Origin of the sequence: Megamonas funiformis (assembly GCF_010669225.1) — a bacterium.
Classification (GTDB): domain Bacteria; phylum Bacillota; class Negativicutes; order Selenomonadales; family Selenomonadaceae; genus Megamonas; species Megamonas funiformis.
In genome coordinates this window covers 816240-837284 of sequence record NZ_CP048627.1, presented here as the reverse complement: position 1 = coordinate 837284, position 21045 = coordinate 816240, and the positions used below count along the sequence as shown (strand labels likewise).

17 protein-coding genes are annotated in these 21045 nt (G+C 30.1%); 2 read left to right on the top strand and 15 right to left on the bottom strand.

Going from position 1 to position 21045, the window contains the following annotated elements; translation table 11 throughout:
* Positions 1-394: 394 nt before the first annotated feature.
* The 7 genes from tnpA (GXM21_RS04095) to GXM21_RS04065 form a co-directional block, all read right to left on the bottom strand.
* On the bottom strand, positions 395-844 hold the full coding sequence (gene tnpA / locus GXM21_RS04095; RefSeq protein ID WP_008538396.1) for an IS200/IS605 family transposase: 450 nt from the start codon (positions 842-844) through the stop codon (positions 395-397).
* Between the two features lie 199 nt (positions 845-1043).
* Positions 1044-3329, bottom strand: a complete 2286-nt coding sequence (gene pcrA, locus GXM21_RS04090) for a DNA helicase PcrA (RefSeq protein WP_008538397.1) — start codon at positions 3327-3329, stop codon at positions 1044-1046.
* A 142-nt stretch (positions 3330-3471) separates the two neighbouring features.
* The gene (locus tag GXM21_RS04085; protein WP_008538398.1) at positions 3472-4869 is read right to left on the bottom strand and encodes an FAD-binding oxidoreductase; all 1398 of its coding nucleotides are present in this window, start codon (positions 4867-4869) and stop codon (positions 3472-3474) included.
* Entirely contained in the window at positions 4866-6062 is a 1197-nt protein-coding gene (locus tag GXM21_RS04080) for an electron transfer flavoprotein subunit alpha (RefSeq protein ID WP_008538399.1), read from the bottom strand. Before GXM21_RS04080 ends, GXM21_RS04085 begins: the two co-directional genes overlap by 4 nt.
* 14 nt (positions 6063-6076) lie before the next feature.
* Positions 6077-6868 (bottom strand): electron transfer flavoprotein subunit beta/FixA family protein, encoded by a 792-nt coding sequence (locus tag GXM21_RS04075; protein ID WP_008538400.1) that lies wholly within the window; start codon positions 6866-6868, stop codon positions 6077-6079.
* 28 nt (positions 6869-6896) lie between these two features.
* Positions 6897-9068 carry an L-lactate dehydrogenase (quinone) large subunit LdhH gene (gene ldhH, locus GXM21_RS04070; protein WP_008538401.1) on the bottom strand — a complete coding sequence of 724 codons (2172 nt, stop codon included), beginning with the start codon at positions 9066-9068 and terminating at the stop codon, positions 6897-6899.
* A gap of 31 nt (positions 9069-9099) precedes the next feature.
* Positions 9100-9702 carry a LutC/YkgG family protein gene (locus tag GXM21_RS04065; protein ID WP_008538402.1) on the bottom strand — a complete coding sequence of 201 codons (603 nt, stop codon included), beginning with the start codon at positions 9700-9702 and terminating at the stop codon, positions 9100-9102.
* 416 nt (positions 9703-10118) lie between these two features.
* Here GXM21_RS04065 and GXM21_RS04060 point away from each other — a divergent pair, with 416 nt between their 5' ends.
* Positions 10119-11621: a helix-turn-helix domain-containing protein gene (locus GXM21_RS04060; RefSeq protein WP_008538403.1), complete on the top strand. Its 1503-nt coding sequence runs from the start codon at positions 10119-10121 to the stop codon at positions 11619-11621.
* A gap of 97 nt (positions 11622-11718) precedes the next feature.
* On the opposite strand, the gene tnpA (GXM21_RS04055) is transcribed toward GXM21_RS04060, so the two are convergent.
* Complete coding sequence (tnpA, locus tag GXM21_RS04055; protein ID WP_008538396.1) at positions 11719-12168, bottom strand: IS200/IS605 family transposase; 450 nt, start codon at positions 12166-12168, stop codon at positions 11719-11721.
* Positions 12169-12387: 219 nt separating this feature from the next.
* Complete coding sequence (locus tag GXM21_RS04050; RefSeq protein ID WP_008538405.1) at positions 12388-14031, bottom strand: putative manganese-dependent inorganic diphosphatase; 1644 nt, start codon at positions 14029-14031, stop codon at positions 12388-12390.
* 238 nt (positions 14032-14269) lie between these two features.
* Between GXM21_RS04050 and GXM21_RS04045 the strand changes: the two genes are divergently transcribed.
* Positions 14270-15055: a tRNA lysidine(34) synthetase gene (locus GXM21_RS04045; protein ID WP_008538407.1), complete on the top strand. Its 786-nt coding sequence runs from the start codon at positions 14270-14272 to the stop codon at positions 15053-15055.
* 31 nt (positions 15056-15086) lie between these two features.
* Here GXM21_RS04045 and GXM21_RS12830 read toward each other — a convergent pair whose 3' ends face one another.
* The 6 genes from GXM21_RS12830 to GXM21_RS04020 form a co-directional block, all read right to left on the bottom strand.
* Complete coding sequence (locus GXM21_RS12830) at positions 15087-15260, bottom strand: hypothetical protein (protein WP_008538408.1); 174 nt, start codon at positions 15258-15260, stop codon at positions 15087-15089.
* A gap of 198 nt (positions 15261-15458) precedes the next feature.
* Positions 15459-16226 (bottom strand): phosphonoacetaldehyde hydrolase, encoded by a 768-nt coding sequence (gene phnX / locus GXM21_RS04040; RefSeq protein ID WP_008538409.1) that lies wholly within the window; start codon positions 16224-16226, stop codon positions 15459-15461.
* Positions 16227-16282: 56 nt separating this feature from the next.
* Positions 16283-17377 (bottom strand): 2-aminoethylphosphonate--pyruvate transaminase, encoded by a 1095-nt coding sequence (gene phnW / locus GXM21_RS04035; RefSeq protein ID WP_008538410.1) that lies wholly within the window; start codon positions 17375-17377, stop codon positions 16283-16285.
* A 163-nt stretch (positions 17378-17540) separates the two neighbouring features.
* A complete protein-coding gene (locus tag GXM21_RS04030; RefSeq protein WP_008538411.1) occupies positions 17541-18557 on the bottom strand; it encodes an extracellular solute-binding protein in 1017 nt (338 codons plus the stop codon).
* Entirely contained in the window at positions 18554-20227 is a 1674-nt protein-coding gene (locus GXM21_RS04025; protein ID WP_008538412.1) for an ABC transporter permease subunit, read from the bottom strand. Before GXM21_RS04025 ends, GXM21_RS04030 begins: the two co-directional genes overlap by 4 nt.
* A gap of 2 nt (positions 20228-20229) precedes the next feature.
* Positions 20230-21012, bottom strand: coding sequence for an ABC transporter ATP-binding protein (locus tag GXM21_RS04020; RefSeq protein ID WP_008538413.1), 783 nt, complete (start codon positions 21010-21012; stop codon positions 20230-20232).
* Positions 21013-21045: the final 33 nt, after the last annotated feature.

Here is a 21045-nt window from a genome sequence, read left to right as displayed (position 1 = left end):
AAAAATTCACTCTCGGTTTTAGTTTCGCTTATCTTTTAGCATTTTCTAGCTCTTTATGTTTTGCTAGTGATTCCCCTAAAACAGTAGTTCCCGCTACTAATCTTCCAGAAGCAACAATCAACACAAAAATTGATATGAGTCGCAGTACAGATTCTCAAAATATCACAGCTGTCCCTGCTACTAATCTTCCTGATGAAGAAATCGATACCTCTGTATCTTTCTACTGATTTTGATAATATTTGCTTTATTTGATATATCCCCAAAACTTCAATTATCCCCAGTCAGTACCACACGTAAAACGTGTGGCTTGCACAAGCCTATAAGGCTTTTAACAATAGCCAGCGCCTAAATGACGCTGGCTTTCTCTTCGTTCAAGCCATTGTGCACTGATTACTTAACAATCCCTAAAGGGATCATTTAATTCTTTTGTGCTTATTTTATCCATCATTTTATCATACGTATCTTGTTCTCTTATATATTTCGCTATTGTTGCTTCATTTAGTCCTACTGTCGATACATAATATCCTGTTGACCAAAAATTATTGTTTCCAAATTTATATTTTAAATTTCCATGTCTTGCAAATATCATCATTGCACTTTTTCCTTTTAAATACCCCATAAAATTTGATATACTCATTTTTGGTGGTATCTTAACCAAAATATGAATATGATCCGGCATAGCTTTCCCTTCTATTATCTCTATGCCTTTCCACTTACATAAATCTTTTATTATTTGTACAATATCTCTACGCAATTTATTATATATAATTTTTCTTCTATATTTTGGGGTAAATACTATATGATACTTGCACATCCATCTTGTATGTGCTAAACTTCTTTCCATAGAAATTCTCCTCTCTTTAATAATGACTTGAACACTTATTATTTTAATAGAGGAGAATTTCTATTTCTATAAGAAACTTATTAACCACTCGTAAAACGAGTGGTTTTTTGTTTCGCACGCTCTGCGTACTCAACTAACTAAAGTACAAAATAAAAAAGATTGCTTTAACTGTATTTCACAATTAAAGCAATCTTTTTATTTATACTTTACTGATAGGAGCGTATTTTTGCATCAAAGCTTTTATGCCTTGACCTGGAAAAGCTATTTTCAATTCTATTTCTTCACCAGTTCCTTTTACAGATACAATTGTACCAATTCCCCATTTATTATGTTTAGCCTTATCACCGACTTTCCATTTTATGGATAAATCTGGACGAATTACATTACCTGCTGGTTTAACTGCTTGTGCTTTTTGGGCAAAACCTCCACCTAAAAGTGAATTTGGTCTGCCTGTAGAATTATTATTACCTAAAATACTTCCACCAAAATTATTTCTACCACTTTGACTATATCCTGAGCCATAACTATTCATACTGCCCATGCCAAAACCAAATTTATTTTTTGCCTCACGTTCTTCTAAATATTCCGCAGGAATTTCACTAATAAATCGTGAAGGTTCATACGATAATGTTTTGCCATAAATCATACGAGCTTTTGCATTTGTAATATATAATTTTCGCTCAGCTCTAGTTATACCTACATAACAAGTACGACGTTCTTCTTCAATTTCAGTTTCATTCATCAAAGTTCTAGCATGTGGAAATAATCCTTCTTCCATGCCAGCTAAAAATACCACTGGAAACTCTAATCCTTTAGCTGAATGCATAGTCATAAGCGTAACTCTCTCATCTTCCATATCTGCATTATCAATATCAGATACTAAAGACACTGTACTTAAAAAGTTTTCCAAAGTTGGTTCTTCATTTGTCTTTTCAAAATCTTTCGCTACACTCAATAATTCTTTGATATTTTCTAAACGAGTCTGATTTTCGACTGTATTTTCTTTTTCTAATTCAGCAATATATCCAGATTTATGCATTACTTGTTCAATTAAATCATGAACTGATAATACCACTGAATTATTCAACATTTCTAAGATAAATTCAGCAAAATTAGCCAAAGATTGTTTTGCTTTTGGTGTGATTGGTGCCGTTTCTGGAGCAGATATAGCATCAAATAAAGTCATATTGTACATATCAGCAAATTCAGCTAATTTATTCATAGTTACAACACCTAATGAACGCTTAGGCACATTGATTATACGCATTAAACTTATTGTATCTTCTGGATTATAAATAACTCTCAAATAAGCTAAAATATCTTTAATTTCTTTTCTATCATAGAATTTCAATCCGCCAACCATAGTATAAGGAACGCCAGCTTTCATGAAACCTTCTTCTAATGCACGAGATTGAGCATTTGTACGATATAATACTGCCATATCTCCATAAGATACATTGAATAATGTTTTTTGTTTTACAGCTTCTTCTGTGATAAATCTAGCTTCATCACGTTCATCACTTGCCGTATAATGAATTATTTTTTCACCTTGAGGATTATTCGTCCATAATTTTTTGGGTTTACGGTCAAGATTATGTTCAATAACCATATTAGCAGCATTTAAAATAGTTTTTGTTGAACGATAATTTTGTTCCAATTTTATAACTGTAGCTTCAGGATAATCTTTTTCAAAATCCATGATATTTCTGATATCAGCACCACGCCAGCCATAAATAGATTGATCTGCATCACCTACGACGCAAAGATTGCGATACATTCCAGCTAAAAGTGAAGTCAATTGATATTGAGCCCCATTTGTATCTTGATACTCATCAACTAAAATATATTGGAAACGCTGTTGATATTTCATTTTTATATCTTCATGTTCTTTTAAAACTTTAACTGCAAGCATCAATAAATCATCAAAATCTAAAGCATTATTTTCGATTAAATTCGCTTGATACATAGTGTAAATTTCTGCAATTTTTTTAGCAAAAAAATCACTTGCTGATTGTGTATACTCTTGTGGAGTTGTCATCATATTTTTAGCATTGGAAATAGCTGACTGTACTGCATATGGTGCATATTGTTTTTCATCAAGATTTAATTCTTTTAAACAATTTTTTATCAAAGTCAAAGCATCTTGTGTATCATAGATGACAAAATTCTTCTTATAAATACCTAAAGCTTCGATTTCAAAACGCAAAAATTTAGTACAAAATGAATGAAATGTGCTTAGCCAAACATATTTTGCTTTTTCGCCAATCATTCTATCTACACGTTCACGCATTTCTGTCGCAGCTTTATTTGTAAAAGTTATCGCCAAAATATTATATGGAGATACTCCTTTATCTAATAAATTAGCTATTCTACAAGTCAATACTTTCGTTTTTCCAGAACCTGCTCCTGCCATGATAAGAAGAGGCCCTTCTGTATGAGCTACAGCTTGAGCTTGTGCTGGATTTAAACCATCATATATATTCAAAGAAAATCCTCCTAAATAAAAACAAAATAAAAAATTACTTATTATATTATCTAAAATATTATATTAGATGTCAAAAATAAAAAATGAGTAGAGACTACGCTCTACTCTATTTATTAATATAGTTTTATAGGAGATATCTTTATTAACAGATTTTACCAGGATTTAAAATATTATTTGGATCAAAAACAGCTTTTATTTTTTTCATTAAATCTATAGCTGTCTTTGGTGTGGATTGTTCTAAATATACTTTTTTTACCAAACCTATTCCATGTTCTCCTGATACTTTGCCATTTAATTCTTTGGCCTTTGCATACATTTTATCCATTGCCAAAGTCAAAAGTTCATGCCATTGTTCATCATCTAAATCATCTTTAAGAATATATACATGCAAATTGCCATCACCAGCATGACCAAATGATTTCATGCGAATATTTAATTTTGCTCGCAATTCATGTACATATTCTACAAAAGTATTTACTTCACTTCTAGGTACTACGATATCAACTTCATCCATGCAGGTCGTAGAGCTTTTTATTGCTTCCAAAAATGCTCCACGTGCTTTCCATATACCTTCACTGCGTTCATCTGTATCGGCAATCAAAATATCAATAGCACCTTGTTGTAAACAAATTTTGGCTACATTATCATAATAATTTTCTATTTCTTCTACGCTATTGCCATCAAATTTCAACAATAAATATGCATCTGCTTGATTATCTGGGAATTTTCTACCTAAATATTTTTCTGCATCACAGATTACTTCACGTTCCATAAATTCAATAGCTGTAGGAATTGCTTTTGCCTTAATGATCAAAGGAACTGTTCTTATAGCTTTTTCCAAATTCTGATATGGTATTAATAAGCTGATATTTTTCTTTGGCAAAGGCAATAATTTCAATACAATTTTTGTTACAATGCCCAAAGTTCCTTCTGAACCAATAATTAAATCTTTTAAATCATAGCCAGAACTATTTTTTACTACTTTTCCGCCAAACTCTACAATACTACCATCTGCCAATCCTACTTCTAATGCACGTACATAATCTCTTGTAACACCGTATTTTACAGCACGCATTCCTCCAGCATTAGTACTTATATTCCCGCCAATTGTAGCTGATTTTTCTCCAGGATCTGGAGGATAAAAAAATCCTTTTTCTTCAACATAGCTTGCCAAATCCATCAACAATACGCCAGGCTCTACTGTTAAAGTCAAATTTTCTTCATCTAATTCTAAAAAGTGGTTCATCATTGTCATATCTAAAACAATACCACCTTTTAATGCCACTGCTGCTCCTACTAGTCCAGTTCCTGCACCTCTGACAGTGACTGCTATCTTGTGTTCATTAGCATATTTTAAAATATTTGATACTTCCTGCGTACTATTTATTTTTACTACCATTTCAGGATAATAATGTTCCGTTGTCAATTCATCATGACTATATTCTTCATTAATTTCATTTTTCCATAAAATACGGTTTCTTGGTACAAATCCACTTATTTTTATCAAATCAGTAGCTGTCAACTTTTTATAATAACTCATGATAATTTTTCACCTACTTTTATTTTTTCTATAAGTTTTGGTATAACTTCATAAATATCGCCAACTATAGCATAATTAGCATATTTAAAAATAGGTGCTTTTTCATCATTATTAATTGCAAAAATAGTTTCGGCATTATTCATACCTGCCACAAATTGAATTGCACCAGACACACCACATGTCATAATCAATTTAGGTCGAACAGTTTTCCCACTAAGTCCTATCTGTCTTTTTGCCTCTGCCCAACCATTTTCTACTAATGGACGTGTAACGGCTAACTGTCCATTTAATAAATCTGCTAAATCTTCTAGCATGCTCAAATCTTCTTTTTTCTTAATGCCTCTACCAGCGACAATTAGAATATCCGCACTTTCTATGTTTTCCTCTTTAGGTTTTTTTATTACATCTAAAATCTTGATATTACTTTCAAAATCGATATTATTCGTCTTACAATTTACAATTTCACCATTTATATCTTCACTATATGCAGGCGTTTCCATTACTTTATATCTAACAGTTGCCATTTGCGGACGATTATTTGGTGTGAGGATTTCTGCCATGATATTTCCACCAAATGCTGGTCTAATCTGCACGAGGTCAGTTGTAGATTTCATATCCAATATCGTACAATCAGCTGTCAATCCAGTCTTAAAACGAGCTGCAACTTTTGGTGCTAATTGCCTACCTACAGGTGTTGCTCCTACTAAAATACTTGTTGGCTTATTATTTTTTATAAAATCTTCAAATACATTAGTGTATTTTTCAATATTAAAATACGCTAATTCTTCATCATCATAAACAAAAACTTTATCTACATTGTAATGCAATAATTTTTCCGCTATATTTGATAAATTATTACCTACAAAAACAGCATAAACTGGTTGATTGATTTTATCTGCCAGTTCTCTTGCCTTTCCTATCAATTCATAAGTAACTGGATGAATATTTTCTCCTACATGTTCAACATAAACAGCTATTCCGTTCCAAATTGATTTATCAATAAGAGGTTTTTTCTCATCTTCTACATATTCCACAGCACCTTTGGAACCTTTTCGCACACATAATCTACATAATCTACAACCTGCTGTAATATTTAATTTTCCGTTATTTTCTTCCATTGCTCCAAATGGGCATATAGATATCAATTCATTTATATCATTTATCTTATCTTGATGAACAACTAATTTTGCCATAATCCATACCTCTATTAAAATACAATTTTTTTAGCTTTTAATTTTTGATAGATTGTATCTGTTATTTCTTCAATATTTCCCGATATTTTTTCTTGTACCTTATCACTAGATGGTGGGAATATCTTTTGTACTTTTGTTGGTGATGCGTTCAATCCATAATGATGTTCATCTTTATCAACCATATCATTTAAAGTAAATACTTTTACTTGTTTATGCTCCGTTGCTTTTTTTCTCAAATACGATGGCAATCTAGGTTCAACAATATCTTTTTGCACTGTAATCAAGCATGGATAATTTATCTCTATTCGTTCAATATCATCTGACATATCCATATCTACAATTATTGACTTATCTTTCACATCGATAATTTTATTTACATTACATACACATGGTATTTTCAACATTTCCGAAACCTCTGGCCCAACCTGTGCTGTATCCCCATCTGTTGTTTGCAGTCCACAAATGATCAAATCAAAATCACCAAAAGATTTTATTCCTTGAGATAAAGTATAACTTGTTGCTAAAACATCAGCTCCGCCAAATTTTCTATCCGTTATTATCGCTCCCTCATCAGCAGACATGGCAAACGCTTCATATAAAATAGATTTTGCTTGCGGTGGACCCATGGTTATTACATCTACACTTCCACCATATTTTTCTTTTAATCGCAATGCTGTCTCTAAAGCATATAAATCATATGGATTCATCTTACTTTCACTACTATTGCGTTTTAATACACCTGTAACTTCATCGACTTGTACTTTATTACTTTCAGGAACTTGTTTTATACAAACTAAAATCTTCATATACTACCCTCCTCGAAATATTCAATTATCAAAGTTCTTCAGCTAAAATATCAGCTATATGTTTTACTTTTACATTAGGCATCTGTTTATCCAAACCGCCACCTATTTGCATCATACAAGCAGGACAAGCTACTGCCACAATATCAGCTTGACTATCTTTTATATTTTCCAATTTTCTTGATAATAAACGCAATGAAATATCTTTATATTTCATACCAAAAGCCCCTGCCATACCGCAACATTGATCACAACCTTGCATTTCTACAAAATTATATTTTTTAGTATTCTTTAACAATACTCTTGGTTCTTTATAAATATTTAATCCACGTTTCATATGACAAGAATCATGATATGTTATCTTTATTTTTCCTTCATTATTCACAGTATCATCTAATTTGTTCATTTCTTTATACATAGAAAATACAAATTGACTAAATTCTCTAATCTTTTTACTTAAAACTTTGCTACGAGCTAGCCATTGACTATCATCTTTAAATAATTCCACATAAGTCTTTTCTAATGTTTCTGTACATGTAGGACATGCCGCTACGATATAATCAGCATTTGTTTCTTCTAAAGCCTGTATATTTTCTTTAGCTATTTTTCTTGCTGTTTCTAAATCTCCTGAGCCAATTATAGGTTTTCCACAACAATTTTGTTTTTGCGGATAAATTACTTCTACACCCAAATTTTGCAATACTTTAAATACGGATTTTCCTGTATTCGGAAACACAAAGTCTATATTACAACCGCTAAAAAATGCTACTCTCATTTTTGGATTTTTAGGATTTTGCTTCATTAATTCATCTGTACAATCGCGAAGAGGTGTAGAAGCAATAGCTGGCAAACTACGACCTTGCGTCATCTTAGCAAAAAATAATGGTAAATTACGAATAAAATTTCCCGATTGTACAGGTTTTTGTCCTAAAGAAGCAGCTCTTAACAAAGTATGGAATAATTTTCTATTAGACATAACTTTTTTAAATATAATTTTTTCAGGTAAAGATTGACCTTTTTGAGCAAAATTTCTACGTCTTAATTCTTCAATTAAACCAGGAATATCTATTTTACCCGGACATATAGTAGTACAACGACGACAACCAATACATAAATCACTAAATTGTGAAAAATTATCCATGCCATTTAACAATCCAGTTAAAATAGCTCCGATACCACCTGAGTATATATATCCATATACATGACCACCAACAGTAGACCAGATAGGACATACATTTAAACAAGAAGAACAACGTACACATTGATAGACTTCTTTTAATTTATCATCATGAGCCGCTTTTAAACGACCATTATCCAATAAAATAACATATACTTTTTTATTTTCTTCTACTAATTTCCCCTCTTTTTCATGAATTATAGGAGTTGGCCCATCTATTAACGTCAAATAACTTACCATTCTTTGACCTGTACCATTTCGTGGCAATAATCTCATTATCTTAGCTGCATCACTGATTTTAGGAATTAATTTTTCATAACCAATGATAATTACATGTACAGGTGGAATAGTTGTAACAATTCTTGCATTTCCTTCATTAGTAACTAATCCAATTGCCCCATTTTCAGCTATACCAAAGTTAGCACCTGTTATTCCCATATCTGCTTTTAAAAATTCTTCACGCAATACTTTTCTTGCAATCTGTATCATATATGGAATATCACTAGGTATATCCTCTTTTAATTCATCTGAGAAAAATTTCGCACATTGTTTTCTATTGAGATGTATTGCTGGCATTACCATATGTGATGGTTTTTGACCTGCAACAGATAACATCCATTCACCTAAATCAGTTTCTTTTACTCTTAAACCTTGTTGTTCTAAAAAATGATTTAAATGTATTTCTTCTGTTGCCATAGATTTTGATTTTACAATTCTATGTATATTATTTTCTTTACAAATCTGCAATAATTGTGCCTTTAATTCATCGCCATCTTTAGCACGAAAAACCTTCGCACCTCTTTCTTCTAGTGAAGCCTGAAATTTATCAGCGACTTCTTCAATATGAGCAACTGTTTGTTTTTTCATATCACGAAGTTCATTTCTTAATTCATCAATGTCATCAACATTTGCATATGCTTTCAATCTAGCTTGAGGATATTGTTTTGCAAATCGTGCCAAATTATCACTTAAAATAGGATCATGTAATTTTTCTTTTATTTCAGCTTTTATATTACGTTCTTTCATCTTACTTCACGCTCATTTCTTTTTATCTTTTTCATCTTTTATCGTCTTCAATTGCAAATAAAATCACACGACTTGGCCCATGCACTCCTAAAGTCAAAACACGTTCAATATCCGATGTTCTGCTTGGTCCTGTCACAAAACCACTATATCCTTTCCAAAAAACTTTAGCCAAAACATCAAAAGCATCTTGCATATTATTTACAATATAATTTTTAGGCATAAATATTATATTTATTAATGGCAACATACTTGCTATTCTCGCTTCATAAGCATAGTTATCGACACATATACTACCTGTTTCTCCTACACCAAATTCACCTAAAGTTATACCAATATCTAATTCATTTTTATTTTTTACTATGTCAAATTTATCTGTATATACTTTAAAAGACTTGTTTACTTCTGCATAAACGTCTGCCAATTCCTCACACTCATCAGCACCTACTCCTGCTATCATTTTTGCATCTGTTGCTTTAGCTATTTTCAAAATATCAGCAATAGCATCTTTATAACTCTTGACTATTTTTATTTCCACAGAAGCATTTTGAGCATTTTCTGCAAAATCATTCCAATACTTACCATTTGTAAAATCCTTATCCAACAAATGTTTCCAATCATGACAAATTTTTTCCATAATAAAAACTCCCTATAAAACTTATTTGATTTTTTAGATGATTTATTATTTAAGTTTTATTTATTTTTTTTATGATTAACCATATTTTATATTTTTTTTATTTATTGTTTTTTATTATATAAAAAAATTTTTTTACGTCAATCTTTCCCATTTTTTTACAAATTGTCTTGAATTAATAACAAACTTTTATAAATATTGTAAATACTATTCAATTATCTTTATTTTTAATACAATAGAAATTTTGACTTTTGATTTTTTCAATAATTCAACCTCATAAAGCTATATATATCTAGCTTCTTAGATTATTTATTGACTTTTTTTCATTTTTATTGTTCAATAAATAATATACTTTTATTAATAATTTAACTTTATTATTGATATTATTATAATTAAAATTATGAAAGACTGGGATTTATATGCAAAATAAATTTGGAGATATGTTAAAAAAACTTATCCAATTTACTAATATAAAATTAAATGTCATCGCTTATCATATAGGTTATGATATTTCTTATATCAGTAAATGGGCAAATAATACAAGTCAACCAACTAAAAAGCATATTGAAAGAATAAATGATACATTGAGTTCTATTTTCGCCGAAGAAATCATTCATAAAGATTATGCTTACTTATTTTTAAAAGAATTTAATATTCATGAACCATTACCCACAAAAGATATCCAACGTTTTTTACATACACAAATAAATAATTTATTAAATAACGCATATTATTGTTCACACGAAAATTTTTCTCATTCCCAAAGCAATAATGATATTATTTTAAATTCTACTACCATCGTTGGTAGAACTAATATTTATGAATTTTTTTGCCATAAATTAGCTCCTATAATAAATAAAATAACTCCTAAATTAGAAATCTTCATTACTATGGATATTTTAACTTTGTTACAACAAAAAAAATTTTTTAGTTTCCTTGATTGTTGTAATCTCACTGACCGTCAAATAGATATTCACATAGGCTGTAATCTATCTACACTAGCAAATAGTGACGAAAAATTAATATATAGCCTCTATAAATTCTTAAATAAATATTTTTATGTCAATTTCTATATTTATGAAGATAAATTTTTTAATAATAGCAATATATTCCTTGTAAAAAATGCTTTTGCTATTCAATATTCCCTACATCTAGATAAATCAATAGATATATGTACCTTTATAAACAATGAAAAAATCATCAATGAAATTCAAAAACGTATTTCTGACACTTTCTTTAATTCTCCAATTATTTTACAGCCAAAAAAAGAAATTATTCTTAATTCCTTTCATCCCTTCTTTTATTTAAATAAAAACTTCACCATATTTATTACTAATGGCTTTGAATTTTTTCTACCTAAAAAATCCTATTTAAAAATGATAGATTTATGTAAACAACAAAATTTAACTGATGAAACTATCGCCTCCTTAAAAAACCTACAAATCATGTGGGAAGAACAATTTGAAAAAAATCCTATATCATTTATTCTTCCAGAGCTCAATTTAATGGATTATATTCAAAAAGGTAAAGTAATCTTTGGCGATTTAAAATACCAAACTACACCTCAAGAAAGAGAAGAACAATTATCTTATCTTATTCAAAGTATGTATAAAAATCCTTTAATTGATATTTATCTGATGTCTCAACAAGAAAATGTAAATGATATTAACTACTATAAACTTTCTTATTATAGTAACCAAAAAATCGCTTACTTTAAGAAAAATAAATACTTATTAAACAAATATCATTTACCTATTTATTTCTTAAAAAATTCTTTATTAATCCAAAAATTTGATATGTTATTTTCCAAATTTAAACAAACAAATTTTGTACACAAATACACTGCTGAGAAAATTGAAAATCTCTATTTAGCTAATAAATCTTTATTACATCGCATTATGGAAAGTCAGTACCACACGTAAAACGTGTGGCTTGCACAAGCCTATAAGGCTTTTAACAATAGCCAGCGCCTAAATGACGCTGGCTTTCTCTTCGTTCAAGCCATTGTGCACTGATTACTTAACAATCCCTAAAGGGATCATTTAATTCTTTTGTGCTTATTTTATCCATCATTTTATCATACGTATCTTGTTCTCTTATATATTTCGCTATTGTTGCTTCATTTAGTCCTACTGTCGATACATAATATCCTGTTGACCAAAAATTATTGTTTCCAAATTTATATTTTAAATTTCCATGTCTTGCAAATATCATCATTGCACTTTTTCCTTTTAAATACCCCATAAAATTTGATATACTCATTTTTGGTGGTATCTTAACCAAAATATGAATATGATCCGGCATAGCTTTCCCTTCTATTATCTCTATGCCTTTCCACTTACATAAATCTTTTATTATTTGTACAATATCTCTACGCAATTTATTATATATAATTTTTCTTCTATATTTTGGGGTAAATACTATATGATACTTGCACATCCATCTTGTATGTGCTAAACTTCTTTCCATAGAAATTCTCCTCTCTTTAATAATGACTTGAACACTTATTATTTTAATAGAGGAGAATTTCTATTTCTATAAGAAACTTATTAACCACTCGTAAAACGAGTGGTTTTTTGTTTCGCACGCTCTGCGTACTCAACTAACTAAAGTACAAAATAAATAAAAAAAGGCAATATGATTAAAAATCATATTGCCTTTTTTATTTATTAACTATCTATTAAACTATTAAAGATTTTTTACAGCTTCAGAAAGTGGTGGGATAATCTGTTTTTTACGAGACATTACGCCTGGTAAATACATAACAGATTTACTTGCATCTTGTTTGAATGCTTCACCGATTAAGTTTTTAGGTTCGCCACTGAAGAGTAAATAGCTACCTTCGTTGATGATATCAGTAACGATAACGATAGACATTGCATAACCTTCTGCAGTGCATACACGAGCCATTTCAGCTAAGATTTCATCTTGCATAGCCATTACTTGGTCTGTATCCATAACGGATAACTGGCTAATGAGCATTGGATAGTTGCCAATCTGGAATTCTTTGGAGTCATTTTTAACGATTTGAGCAGGAGTCATATCGCCGATATCTGCACCAGCTTTGAGCATTGCCATACCATATTCTTTATAATCTACACCAGCGATTTTTGCTAAATATTCTACAGCATCTTTATCGGTTTGTGTGCAAGTTGGGGATTTGAATAATACTGTATCAGAAATAATAGCAGACATTAAAAGACCTGCAATTTCTTTTGGAATTTCCACGCCATATTGTTGATACATATTAGTTACGATTGTACAAGTACAACCAACTGGGCGAACATTGATAAAAATAGGATCGCTTGTTTGTAATCCGCCGAAACGATGATGGTCAACAACTTCGATGATTTTACCAGATTCAATACCTTCAACAGCTTGAGCTAATTCATTGTGGTCTGTTAAAATAATCTGTTGTTTTTCAGGCATCATGAATTTATCTTTATTTACGATACCAACTAATTTACCATTTTCTACTACTGGATAATTGCGGTATTCATTTGCTTCTAATACACCTTTGATATCACTTAACATATCAGATGGTTTGAAAGAAATTACATCTGTAGTCATAATGCTAGAAATTGGTGCACATTGGCTGATAAGACGAGCTGTGCTATAAGTGTCAAATGCTGTAGATAAAATCATTACATTTTCAGCTTTTGCTTTAGTAACTACTTCATCAGAAATAGTTGTATTTCCTGTGATGATTACACAAGCAACTTTTAAATCAATGCATTTAATAAATGCAGATTCTGGTCTATTGCCAATGATTACTACATCGCCAGCTTTGATGCTTTCTGCAACTTTTTCCATGCAAGCAGCAGCTACTTTGATTTCGCCATTGATTTTGCCTTCGTTATTGCCAGCAACTAAAACATCAGCTTCAATAACATTAGCAATATCATTGATGCAAGCACCAGAAGCAGATACGCTATCTAATGTGATTTCTTGGAAATAAGCTTTTGCTAAATCGCTAACGCTAGCCATACCAATTAATTTATTTTCATCATCAACTACAGGTATAGAACGAAGATTGCATTCTTTCATAGCCATACCTAAAGTACGAAGATTATCTGTTGCTTTTACAGATTTTTGTACTTTAATAGCAATATCTTTAACTCTTGGATAAATATCACTTACAAGCTGAGGAGCTTCTACACCGAAATATTCTAAAGCATATTTAGTTTCTTTGTTTACGCTACCTGCACGAGCTGGTACAACATTTTCACAGCCCATATTGCGTTTTAAATTTGCATATGCTATTGCAGAACAGATGGAGTCTGTATCTGGATTTCTATGACCAATAGCATAAATTACTTTTTGTTCACTCATAGGTTGAAAAACCTCCATTACAAATTAATAGCTTTGTTTTCTATTATAACAATATTACATAAAATTTAAAAGCTATGATTGATTTTTCTATTATAACAATATTACATAAAATTTAAAAGCTATGATTGATAAAAGATATTATCTTTTGTATAATTCATTTATCCTACCTTTTATCTATTATTTAAATAAGACAATATAATTATTTATCAAATATTTAATTACAAGAAAGGATTTTTTTATGCAACCATTACCTAAAGAATATTTAAGTCGCATAATCCGTGCAGTTGTTGAATTCCAATTAATCGAAGATAATGATAAAATCCTAATCGGTCTATCTGGTGGCAAAGATAGCCTATTTATGGCATACGCTTTAACAGAATTAAAAAATACTTTAAAGAAAAATTTCACACTAGGAGCAATCACCATAAATCCTATGTTTACTAAAGATTTTTCTTGCGAAGCTATGCAAAAATTCTGCGATAAATTAAACATGCCTTACCATATTCATGAAGTAAATATCGCTGAAACTATCGCTAATCAAGATAATAAAAATGCTTGTTATTCCTGTGCTTTCTTCCGCCGTGGTGCAATCAATGGCTATGCCAAAGAACATGGCTATAATAAAATAGCTTATGCTCACAATCATGATGACGCCGTAGAAACATTCTTCATGAATTTATTTTATTCTGGTCAATTAAAGACTTTCATGCCATCTACTTATTTAAGCCGTTCTGATGTAACTGTAATCAGACCACTGCTTTATTTCCGTGAAGAAGAAATAAGAAATGCCATCTCACTTCATGGTCAAGAACCTTGTGCTCCACCATGTCCATTCAATGGCAATACAATGCGTCAAAAAGCTAAAAATTTAATTGAAGAATTATCTAAAGAAAATCCTCTTTTATATGAGCATTTAAGCGCTGCTATGCGTACAACAGCCGTTGGCGATTTATGGCCACCTATCAAAAATCGCAAAGAAATGAAACCTTATTATTATCAATTCTTTAAAAACCAACAAAAATAAAAAAATCTCTATGTTTAAAAATGGAAAATTATCAACCAAATTTAAGCATAGAGATTTTTCTTTCCGGAGGCACTTTTTTATTTAAAGAACGCTTATAAAAATTATGTTTAAAGATTTCTTTCATTTTATTTTGCATAGATTTTATCATAATCATTAAATTTTTAGCCATCAAATCCATTGCAGATAGTTTGCTTCCTTTAAACATAATATAATCCCTCACAATCATTATAAATTTAAAAACTTAATACCTCAAAATACTTATAAATTATTTTAACTAACTACATTATAAATAATCTTTGTGAAATTTAAATTTTAAAACTATAAAATTTAATTAAAAATCTCATCAAAAAAGGCTATAATAATCTATCACGTCCAATTATTACAGCCTTTATAAATTCATCTATTATTTTAAAATATCTAATAAACCACTGATATCTCTAATAATATATTTCGCACCAGCATCTTGATATGCAGATACTACTTTTAAATCCATTTCATTTTTCTTATCTTCAGATAATGCTTCATATTCTTCTTGACTTAAGCCCATCAAAGAACTGCCTTCGATGATACCTACAGTATCAATACCAGCATTAACGCCTTCTTTAATATCTGCAATAGTATCGCCAACTTTTAATACTTTATCCACAGAAGTTAATTCTAAAGCTTCCATATTGCGGAAAATCATATAAGGATATGGACGACCTTTACTATTTACCATATCAGGACTAATCCAAAAATCAGGAGTATATCCTTGCTGTTTTGCTCTATCTGTTACGATTTTCATCATATCACTTGTATAACCTGTAGTAGAACCAATTTTTAAGCCTTTATTTCTAATTTCAATAATTGTTTCTAATACATGTGGTTTTATATCTGTATATTTATCTAAAACTTCAAAGATTTTACGTTCACTAATTTCATAGATTTTTTGTACGTCATCTTCTGTCCAATCTCGATTATATTTTTCTTTCCATAAATTATTGATGCGTTCCATTTGAAGCATTGTTCTTACATGGTCAATTTTTAACATTCCCATTGGTTTTCTGATTTCTTCCATTGTAGGTTCAATACCAAAAGATTTAAAAGCTTCATCAAAAGCTCTTACTGGTGCCATACAACCATAATCTACTGTAGTGCCTGCCCAATCAAAAATAATACCTTCGTATTTCATTAATAAATTCTCCTTACTTAATTAAATCTCCACTAAAATTAAAATCTCAACTACAATTATTTTTTACTATTAAGAAAATCTGTCATAATGCTAGATAATTTATACATATCTTCTGGATAAATTTCCCCAATAGTACCAATGCGGAAAGTCTGTGCATCTGTTACTTTACCTGGATAAATAGCATATCCTCTGTCTTTAATATATTGATACATTTCAGCAAAATCAAAATTACTATTTTCTGGATAATAAAATGTAGTGATGATTGGACCTTGATGAGTGCTTTCAATATATGGTTTTATACCAAGTTTTGCCATTTCTTCGATAAGAATGCGATTATTTTCACTATAACGTTTATTTCTAGCTACAATACCGCCTTCTGCTTTTAATTCTTTAATAGCTTGAGCAAAAGCTAATACTACATGTGTAGGTGAAGTAAATCTCCATTTACCATCTTTGCTCATAGTTTCCCATTGTTCATATAAATCTAAAGAAAGACTTCTTGCTTTACCTTTAGATTGCATTAATTTTTCACGATTGCAAATGATAAAGGAAAAACCTGGCACACCTTGAATACATTTATTTGCACTACTGATGATAAAATCAATACCTAATTTTTCAACTTCAATATCCACACCACCAAAGCTAGACATAGCATCAACTATTAAAGTTTTTCCATATGCTTTAACTACTTTTGCCACAGCTTCAATATCATTTAAAATACCAGAAGTTGTTTCACTATGAACTATAGAAACATGTGTAATTTGTGGATTTTCCTGCAATAATTCTTCTACAACTTTTGCATCTGAAATTTTATCAAAATCTTGTAAATACATTTTATAAGTTATTTTGGCATGTTGAGCAATCTCTGCCATACGTTTACCATAAGCGCCATTTGCACAAATTAATAAGCAATCATCTTCGCCAATAACAGAAGTAAGTACAGATTCTACACCAAAAGTTCCACTGCCCTGCATGAGAATTGCTGTATATTTTTCTTTATCTACATGTGCTAATTCTAATAAATCATCAATGATGGATAAAGTAATTTTTTTGTAATCATCGTCCCATGTGCAATGGTCAAACATCATTTCTTTTTTCACTGTTTCAGTAGTAGTGAGTGGCCCTGGAGTTAATAATTTATAATTTTTCATTTTTATACACCTTTCTTTATAATCATGTTAACTAAAAATATCAAACTGTCCTCTACATTAAGAAATTTCCTAATACTAAAGATTTTCTCTTTGTATTAAGAAATTTCTTATTCTGCATATTAATTGTATTTAACTACATATACCCTAAAATAAATCATTAAAATTAAAGTTGTTTAGCTGCTTCAGATAAATCTTGATGTTTTTTCAATAAATCAACAGATAATTTTTCAGCAAAAGTTTTTGGATATGCTGATTTATTTACAGAATCAGAAATTTCACCTTCATAAATTGGGTTTGGATATGATTTTAATAAATCTACTCTAGCATTATGAATAATGCATTCTGCAATTTGCATTGCAAGTGGATTTGTTTTATCGCCTTTGTCTATAACTGCAATAGATTCAGTCAAAGAGAAATTGCCTTCTGTTGGGTCTACAAAGTCAATAGGTAAACCTTTTAATTTATCAGCAACAGCCTGCTGTCTTAAACCAAAACCAATAGCTACTTCACCAGCACGAACTTTTTTAAGTGGTGCAGAACCGGAATTTTCAATATGTGGACCTGCATTTTTATAAATGCCACCTAAAATATTTTTAGCTTCTTCATCACCGTAAGCAGAAACTAAACCTTGAATTAATAACCAAGCTGTAGATGATGCTTTTACATCTGTTACAGAAATTTGGTCTTTATAAATAGGATTTGCTAAATCTTTGATGCTTTTTGGCATTGGAAGATTTGCTTCTTTTAATTTTTCAGTATTTACAATGATAGTGCCTTCTTGAGAAGTGATTGGTGCATAGAAATCAACTTTTTCAGTTAATGGTTTATAATCAAAAGTTAAATCTGTGAACATTTTATTTTTTTCTTGCGCACTATCTAAGTAGAAAGAACTCATAGTTACTACATCAGCTTCAATATTTTTACCTTCTACCATTAATTTACCGCCAAGTTCAGAAGTACCAAAAGTCTGTAACATATATTTATCTTTAAAACCATTATTATCTAATGCTTTTTTCATAGCATCTACTGCTTCATCATCTGCATTAGAATAAATAACTACTTTTCCATCATTTCCACTAGATGCACTATCGCTACCAGATGTACCACAACCACCAAATAGCATAGACGCACATAATGCCGTACCTGCTAATAACATTGATAAGATTTTTTTCTTTTTCATACTATAGCCTCTCCCTTTGTTATCATTTCTTTTTTCTCTTTTTTCACACTAATTTTCTTTTTAGCTAATACAGTCAATAGACCTTTTACAATTAAATTTGTAGCTAAAATCAGCATGGATAATACGAAGATTTCATTAAATTTACCAAAATACTGTAATTCTTTTATTTTGGCTGTAATAACCATAGTCTGAGCACCAGCTATGAAAATAACTGCACTAATAGTTACCATGGCATTGATAAAGTAATATCCTAATACTTCAAAAATAGTAGTTTTTATATTTGGTGTGATAATTCTATATAATGTTTTAAACCAACTATCGCCCATCAACAAAGCTGTATTTTCCCATGATTTATTCAATTTTTCTAAGGAATTTTTAAGCATTAAATATGGTGTAGAGAAGAAGTGAATTACATTACAAATGATGATTAAAGCAAAAGTATTTTGTAGTGTAGTTCCTGAAAAGAACATCATATAAGCAATACCAATTACCATACCTGGAATTGTATTTGTAATCAAAGCAATCGCTTCAATGGCAAATTTCTTTTCATTGATAAAATTACTTCTAGCAGTGATTAAAGCTGCACCGTAAGATACAACAAGTCCCACTACAGCAGATAAAGTAGCCACTAATAAGGAATTTGTATATACATCAATAATGCTAGAATCATTTAAAATTTCTACGAGATGCGCTGTTGTAAATTGCATACGATATGGCCATTCATCAATAAATGGTATCATGAAGATTACAACGAACATGGATAAAATCATCACTAAAATAACAGTAGATAATCCGCCCCAAACAAAATCACGTACTTTGTTTACTTTCAATTCCACCTGAGAAATTTTGTTATAACGCACATTGTAACGTTGTAGATAACACAATAAAGCAATACTGATAATTGATGGTAATAACATCACAATGGCTACTACAGCACCACGATTAAAATCAGGAATACTTCCCATCATTTCTTCATATAAAACTGTAGCAATTACCTGATATTTACCACCAACTGAAGCTGGAATACCATAATCTGTGAAGCATAAGAAAAAGCATTGTATAAATGAAGCTGCAAGTGTTCCTAATAATGGTCTAATAAGTGTCTGTCTAAAAGTTTTAAATAAACTATCGCCCATGATTTTTGATACAATCATGAATTTCTTATCAATATATTTCATAGCATTATAAATGAGCAAAAATGCTATTGGCATGGTGTAGATTATATAACCTATCAACAAACCATTAAAACCATAAATATCAATTTGTATATTGAATACTTTTGTTAAAAAACCTTGTTTTCCTAAAGAATAAATTATTGCAAATCCATATGTAATTGTTGGTAAAAACATAGGTGCTATAGCCAATATTTGAATTAAACGCTTAGCTGTTTTATTTATATTTGTATAGTGGATAGTATAGGCTAAAATAAATGCTAATAACGTACTTAAAATCGCACTAGTTGAAGCAATTGCTATACTATTGCCAAAAGCCGTAGCAAATTTATCTTCATCTAACATTGTGGCAAAGTGTTTTAAACCTACACCATCACCTACTGCTATAGATTGATATAAAATTTCTATAAACGGTAGTAATAAAAATCCTACAAAAATTATAATTACAGCTATAAAAATCATCTGTAATTCTTTTTGTTTAGTTTTTAAAATATTCATCATTAACCCACCTGAAGAATCTCTTTTCTATCTCTATTGTTACCATCCCAAAATAATTCTAAGATATTATTTCGTTTGATTTCTAACTGACGTAAGATAAATTCACTGACAAAATCATTTGCAGGTTTTTTGATGATTTCCTCTGGTGTACCAAATTGAGAAATCTGACCTTCATTTACAATCAAAACTTTATCAGATAAAGTCAATGCTTCTTCTGGGTCATGTGTAACTATTATTGTAGTCAATTTAAAATCACGAGCTATTTCTTTGATTTTCTGCTTGATAGATTCTTTGATAACACCATCTAAAGCAGATAATGGCTCATCTAATAATAAAATTTTAGGTTTCATAACCAAAGTTCTAGCAAGTGCAGTTCTTTGTTTCTGTCCACCAGATAATTCCTCAATTTTCTTTGTTAAATGTTTGCCTAAACCTAATAAATTGATTAAGTCTTGAACTTCTTTTGTTGTAGAAATATTTGGCTTATTTTTTAATCCGTAAACAATATTTTCATATACATTTAAATTAGGGAATAACGCATAATCTTGAAATACGATATTAAAACCGCGTTTTTCCATTGGCATCTGTGTTATATCTTCACCATCAAAAATAATTCTGCCTTCACTCACTTGAGTAAGCCCTAAAATTAAATTTAATAAAGTAGTTTTACCACAACCAGATGGCCCTAAAATAGAAACGATTTCTCCTTTTTCTATTTTTAAATTAATATTTTTAAGAACTTCTATTCCTTCATATGATTTCCTAATCTTTTTTAACTCTAACATTTTTTACCCTCATTCAATTAATTTTTAATCTTA

Bases quoted from the DNA above. Each gene is read 5' to 3' on its own strand.
- phnX (WP_008538409.1), bottom strand. From the start codon at position 16,226: ATGAAATACGAAGGTATTATTTTTGATTGGGCAGGCACTACAGTAGAT.
- GXM21_RS04080 (WP_008538399.1), bottom strand. From the start codon at position 6,062: ATGGCAAAATTAGTTGTTCATCAAGATAAGATAAATGATATAAATGAA.
- tnpA (WP_008538396.1), bottom strand. From the start codon at position 12,168: ATGGAAAGAAGTTTAGCACATACAAGATGGATGTGCAAGTATCATATA.
- tnpA (WP_008538396.1), bottom strand. From the start codon at position 844: ATGGAAAGAAGTTTAGCACATACAAGATGGATGTGCAAGTATCATATA.
- GXM21_RS04020 (WP_008538413.1), bottom strand. From the start codon at position 21,012: ATGTTAGAGTTAAAAAAGATTAGGAAATCATATGAAGGAATAGAAGTT.
- GXM21_RS04025 (WP_008538412.1), bottom strand. From the start codon at position 20,227: ATGAATATTTTAAAAACTAAACAAAAAGAATTACAGATGATTTTTATA.
- GXM21_RS04085 (WP_008538398.1), bottom strand. From the start codon at position 4,869: ATGAGTTATTATAAAAAGTTGACAGCTACTGATTTGATAAAAATAAGT.
- GXM21_RS12830 (WP_008538408.1), bottom strand. From the start codon at position 15,260: ATGTTTAAAGGAAGCAAACTATCTGCAATGGATTTGATGGCTAAAAAT.
- GXM21_RS04075 (WP_008538400.1), bottom strand. From the start codon at position 6,868: ATGAAGATTTTAGTTTGTATAAAACAAGTTCCTGAAAGTAATAAAGTA.
- ldhH (WP_008538401.1), bottom strand. From the start codon at position 9,068: ATGAAAGAACGTAATATAAAAGCTGAAATAAAAGAAAAATTACATGAT.
- GXM21_RS04060 (WP_008538403.1), top strand. From the start codon at position 10,119: ATGCAAAATAAATTTGGAGATATGTTAAAAAAACTTATCCAATTTACT.
- GXM21_RS04065 (WP_008538402.1), bottom strand. From the start codon at position 9,702: ATGGAAAAAATTTGTCATGATTGGAAACATTTGTTGGATAAGGATTTT.
- phnW (WP_008538410.1), bottom strand. From the start codon at position 17,377: ATGAAAAATTATAAATTATTAACTCCAGGGCCACTCACTACTACTGAA.
- GXM21_RS04030 (WP_008538411.1), bottom strand. From the start codon at position 18,557: ATGAAAAAGAAAAAAATCTTATCAATGTTATTAGCAGGTACGGCATTA.
- GXM21_RS04050 (WP_008538405.1), bottom strand. From the start codon at position 14,031: ATGAGTGAACAAAAAGTAATTTATGCTATTGGTCATAGAAATCCAGAT.
- GXM21_RS04045 (WP_008538407.1), top strand. From the start codon at position 14,270: ATGCAACCATTACCTAAAGAATATTTAAGTCGCATAATCCGTGCAGTT.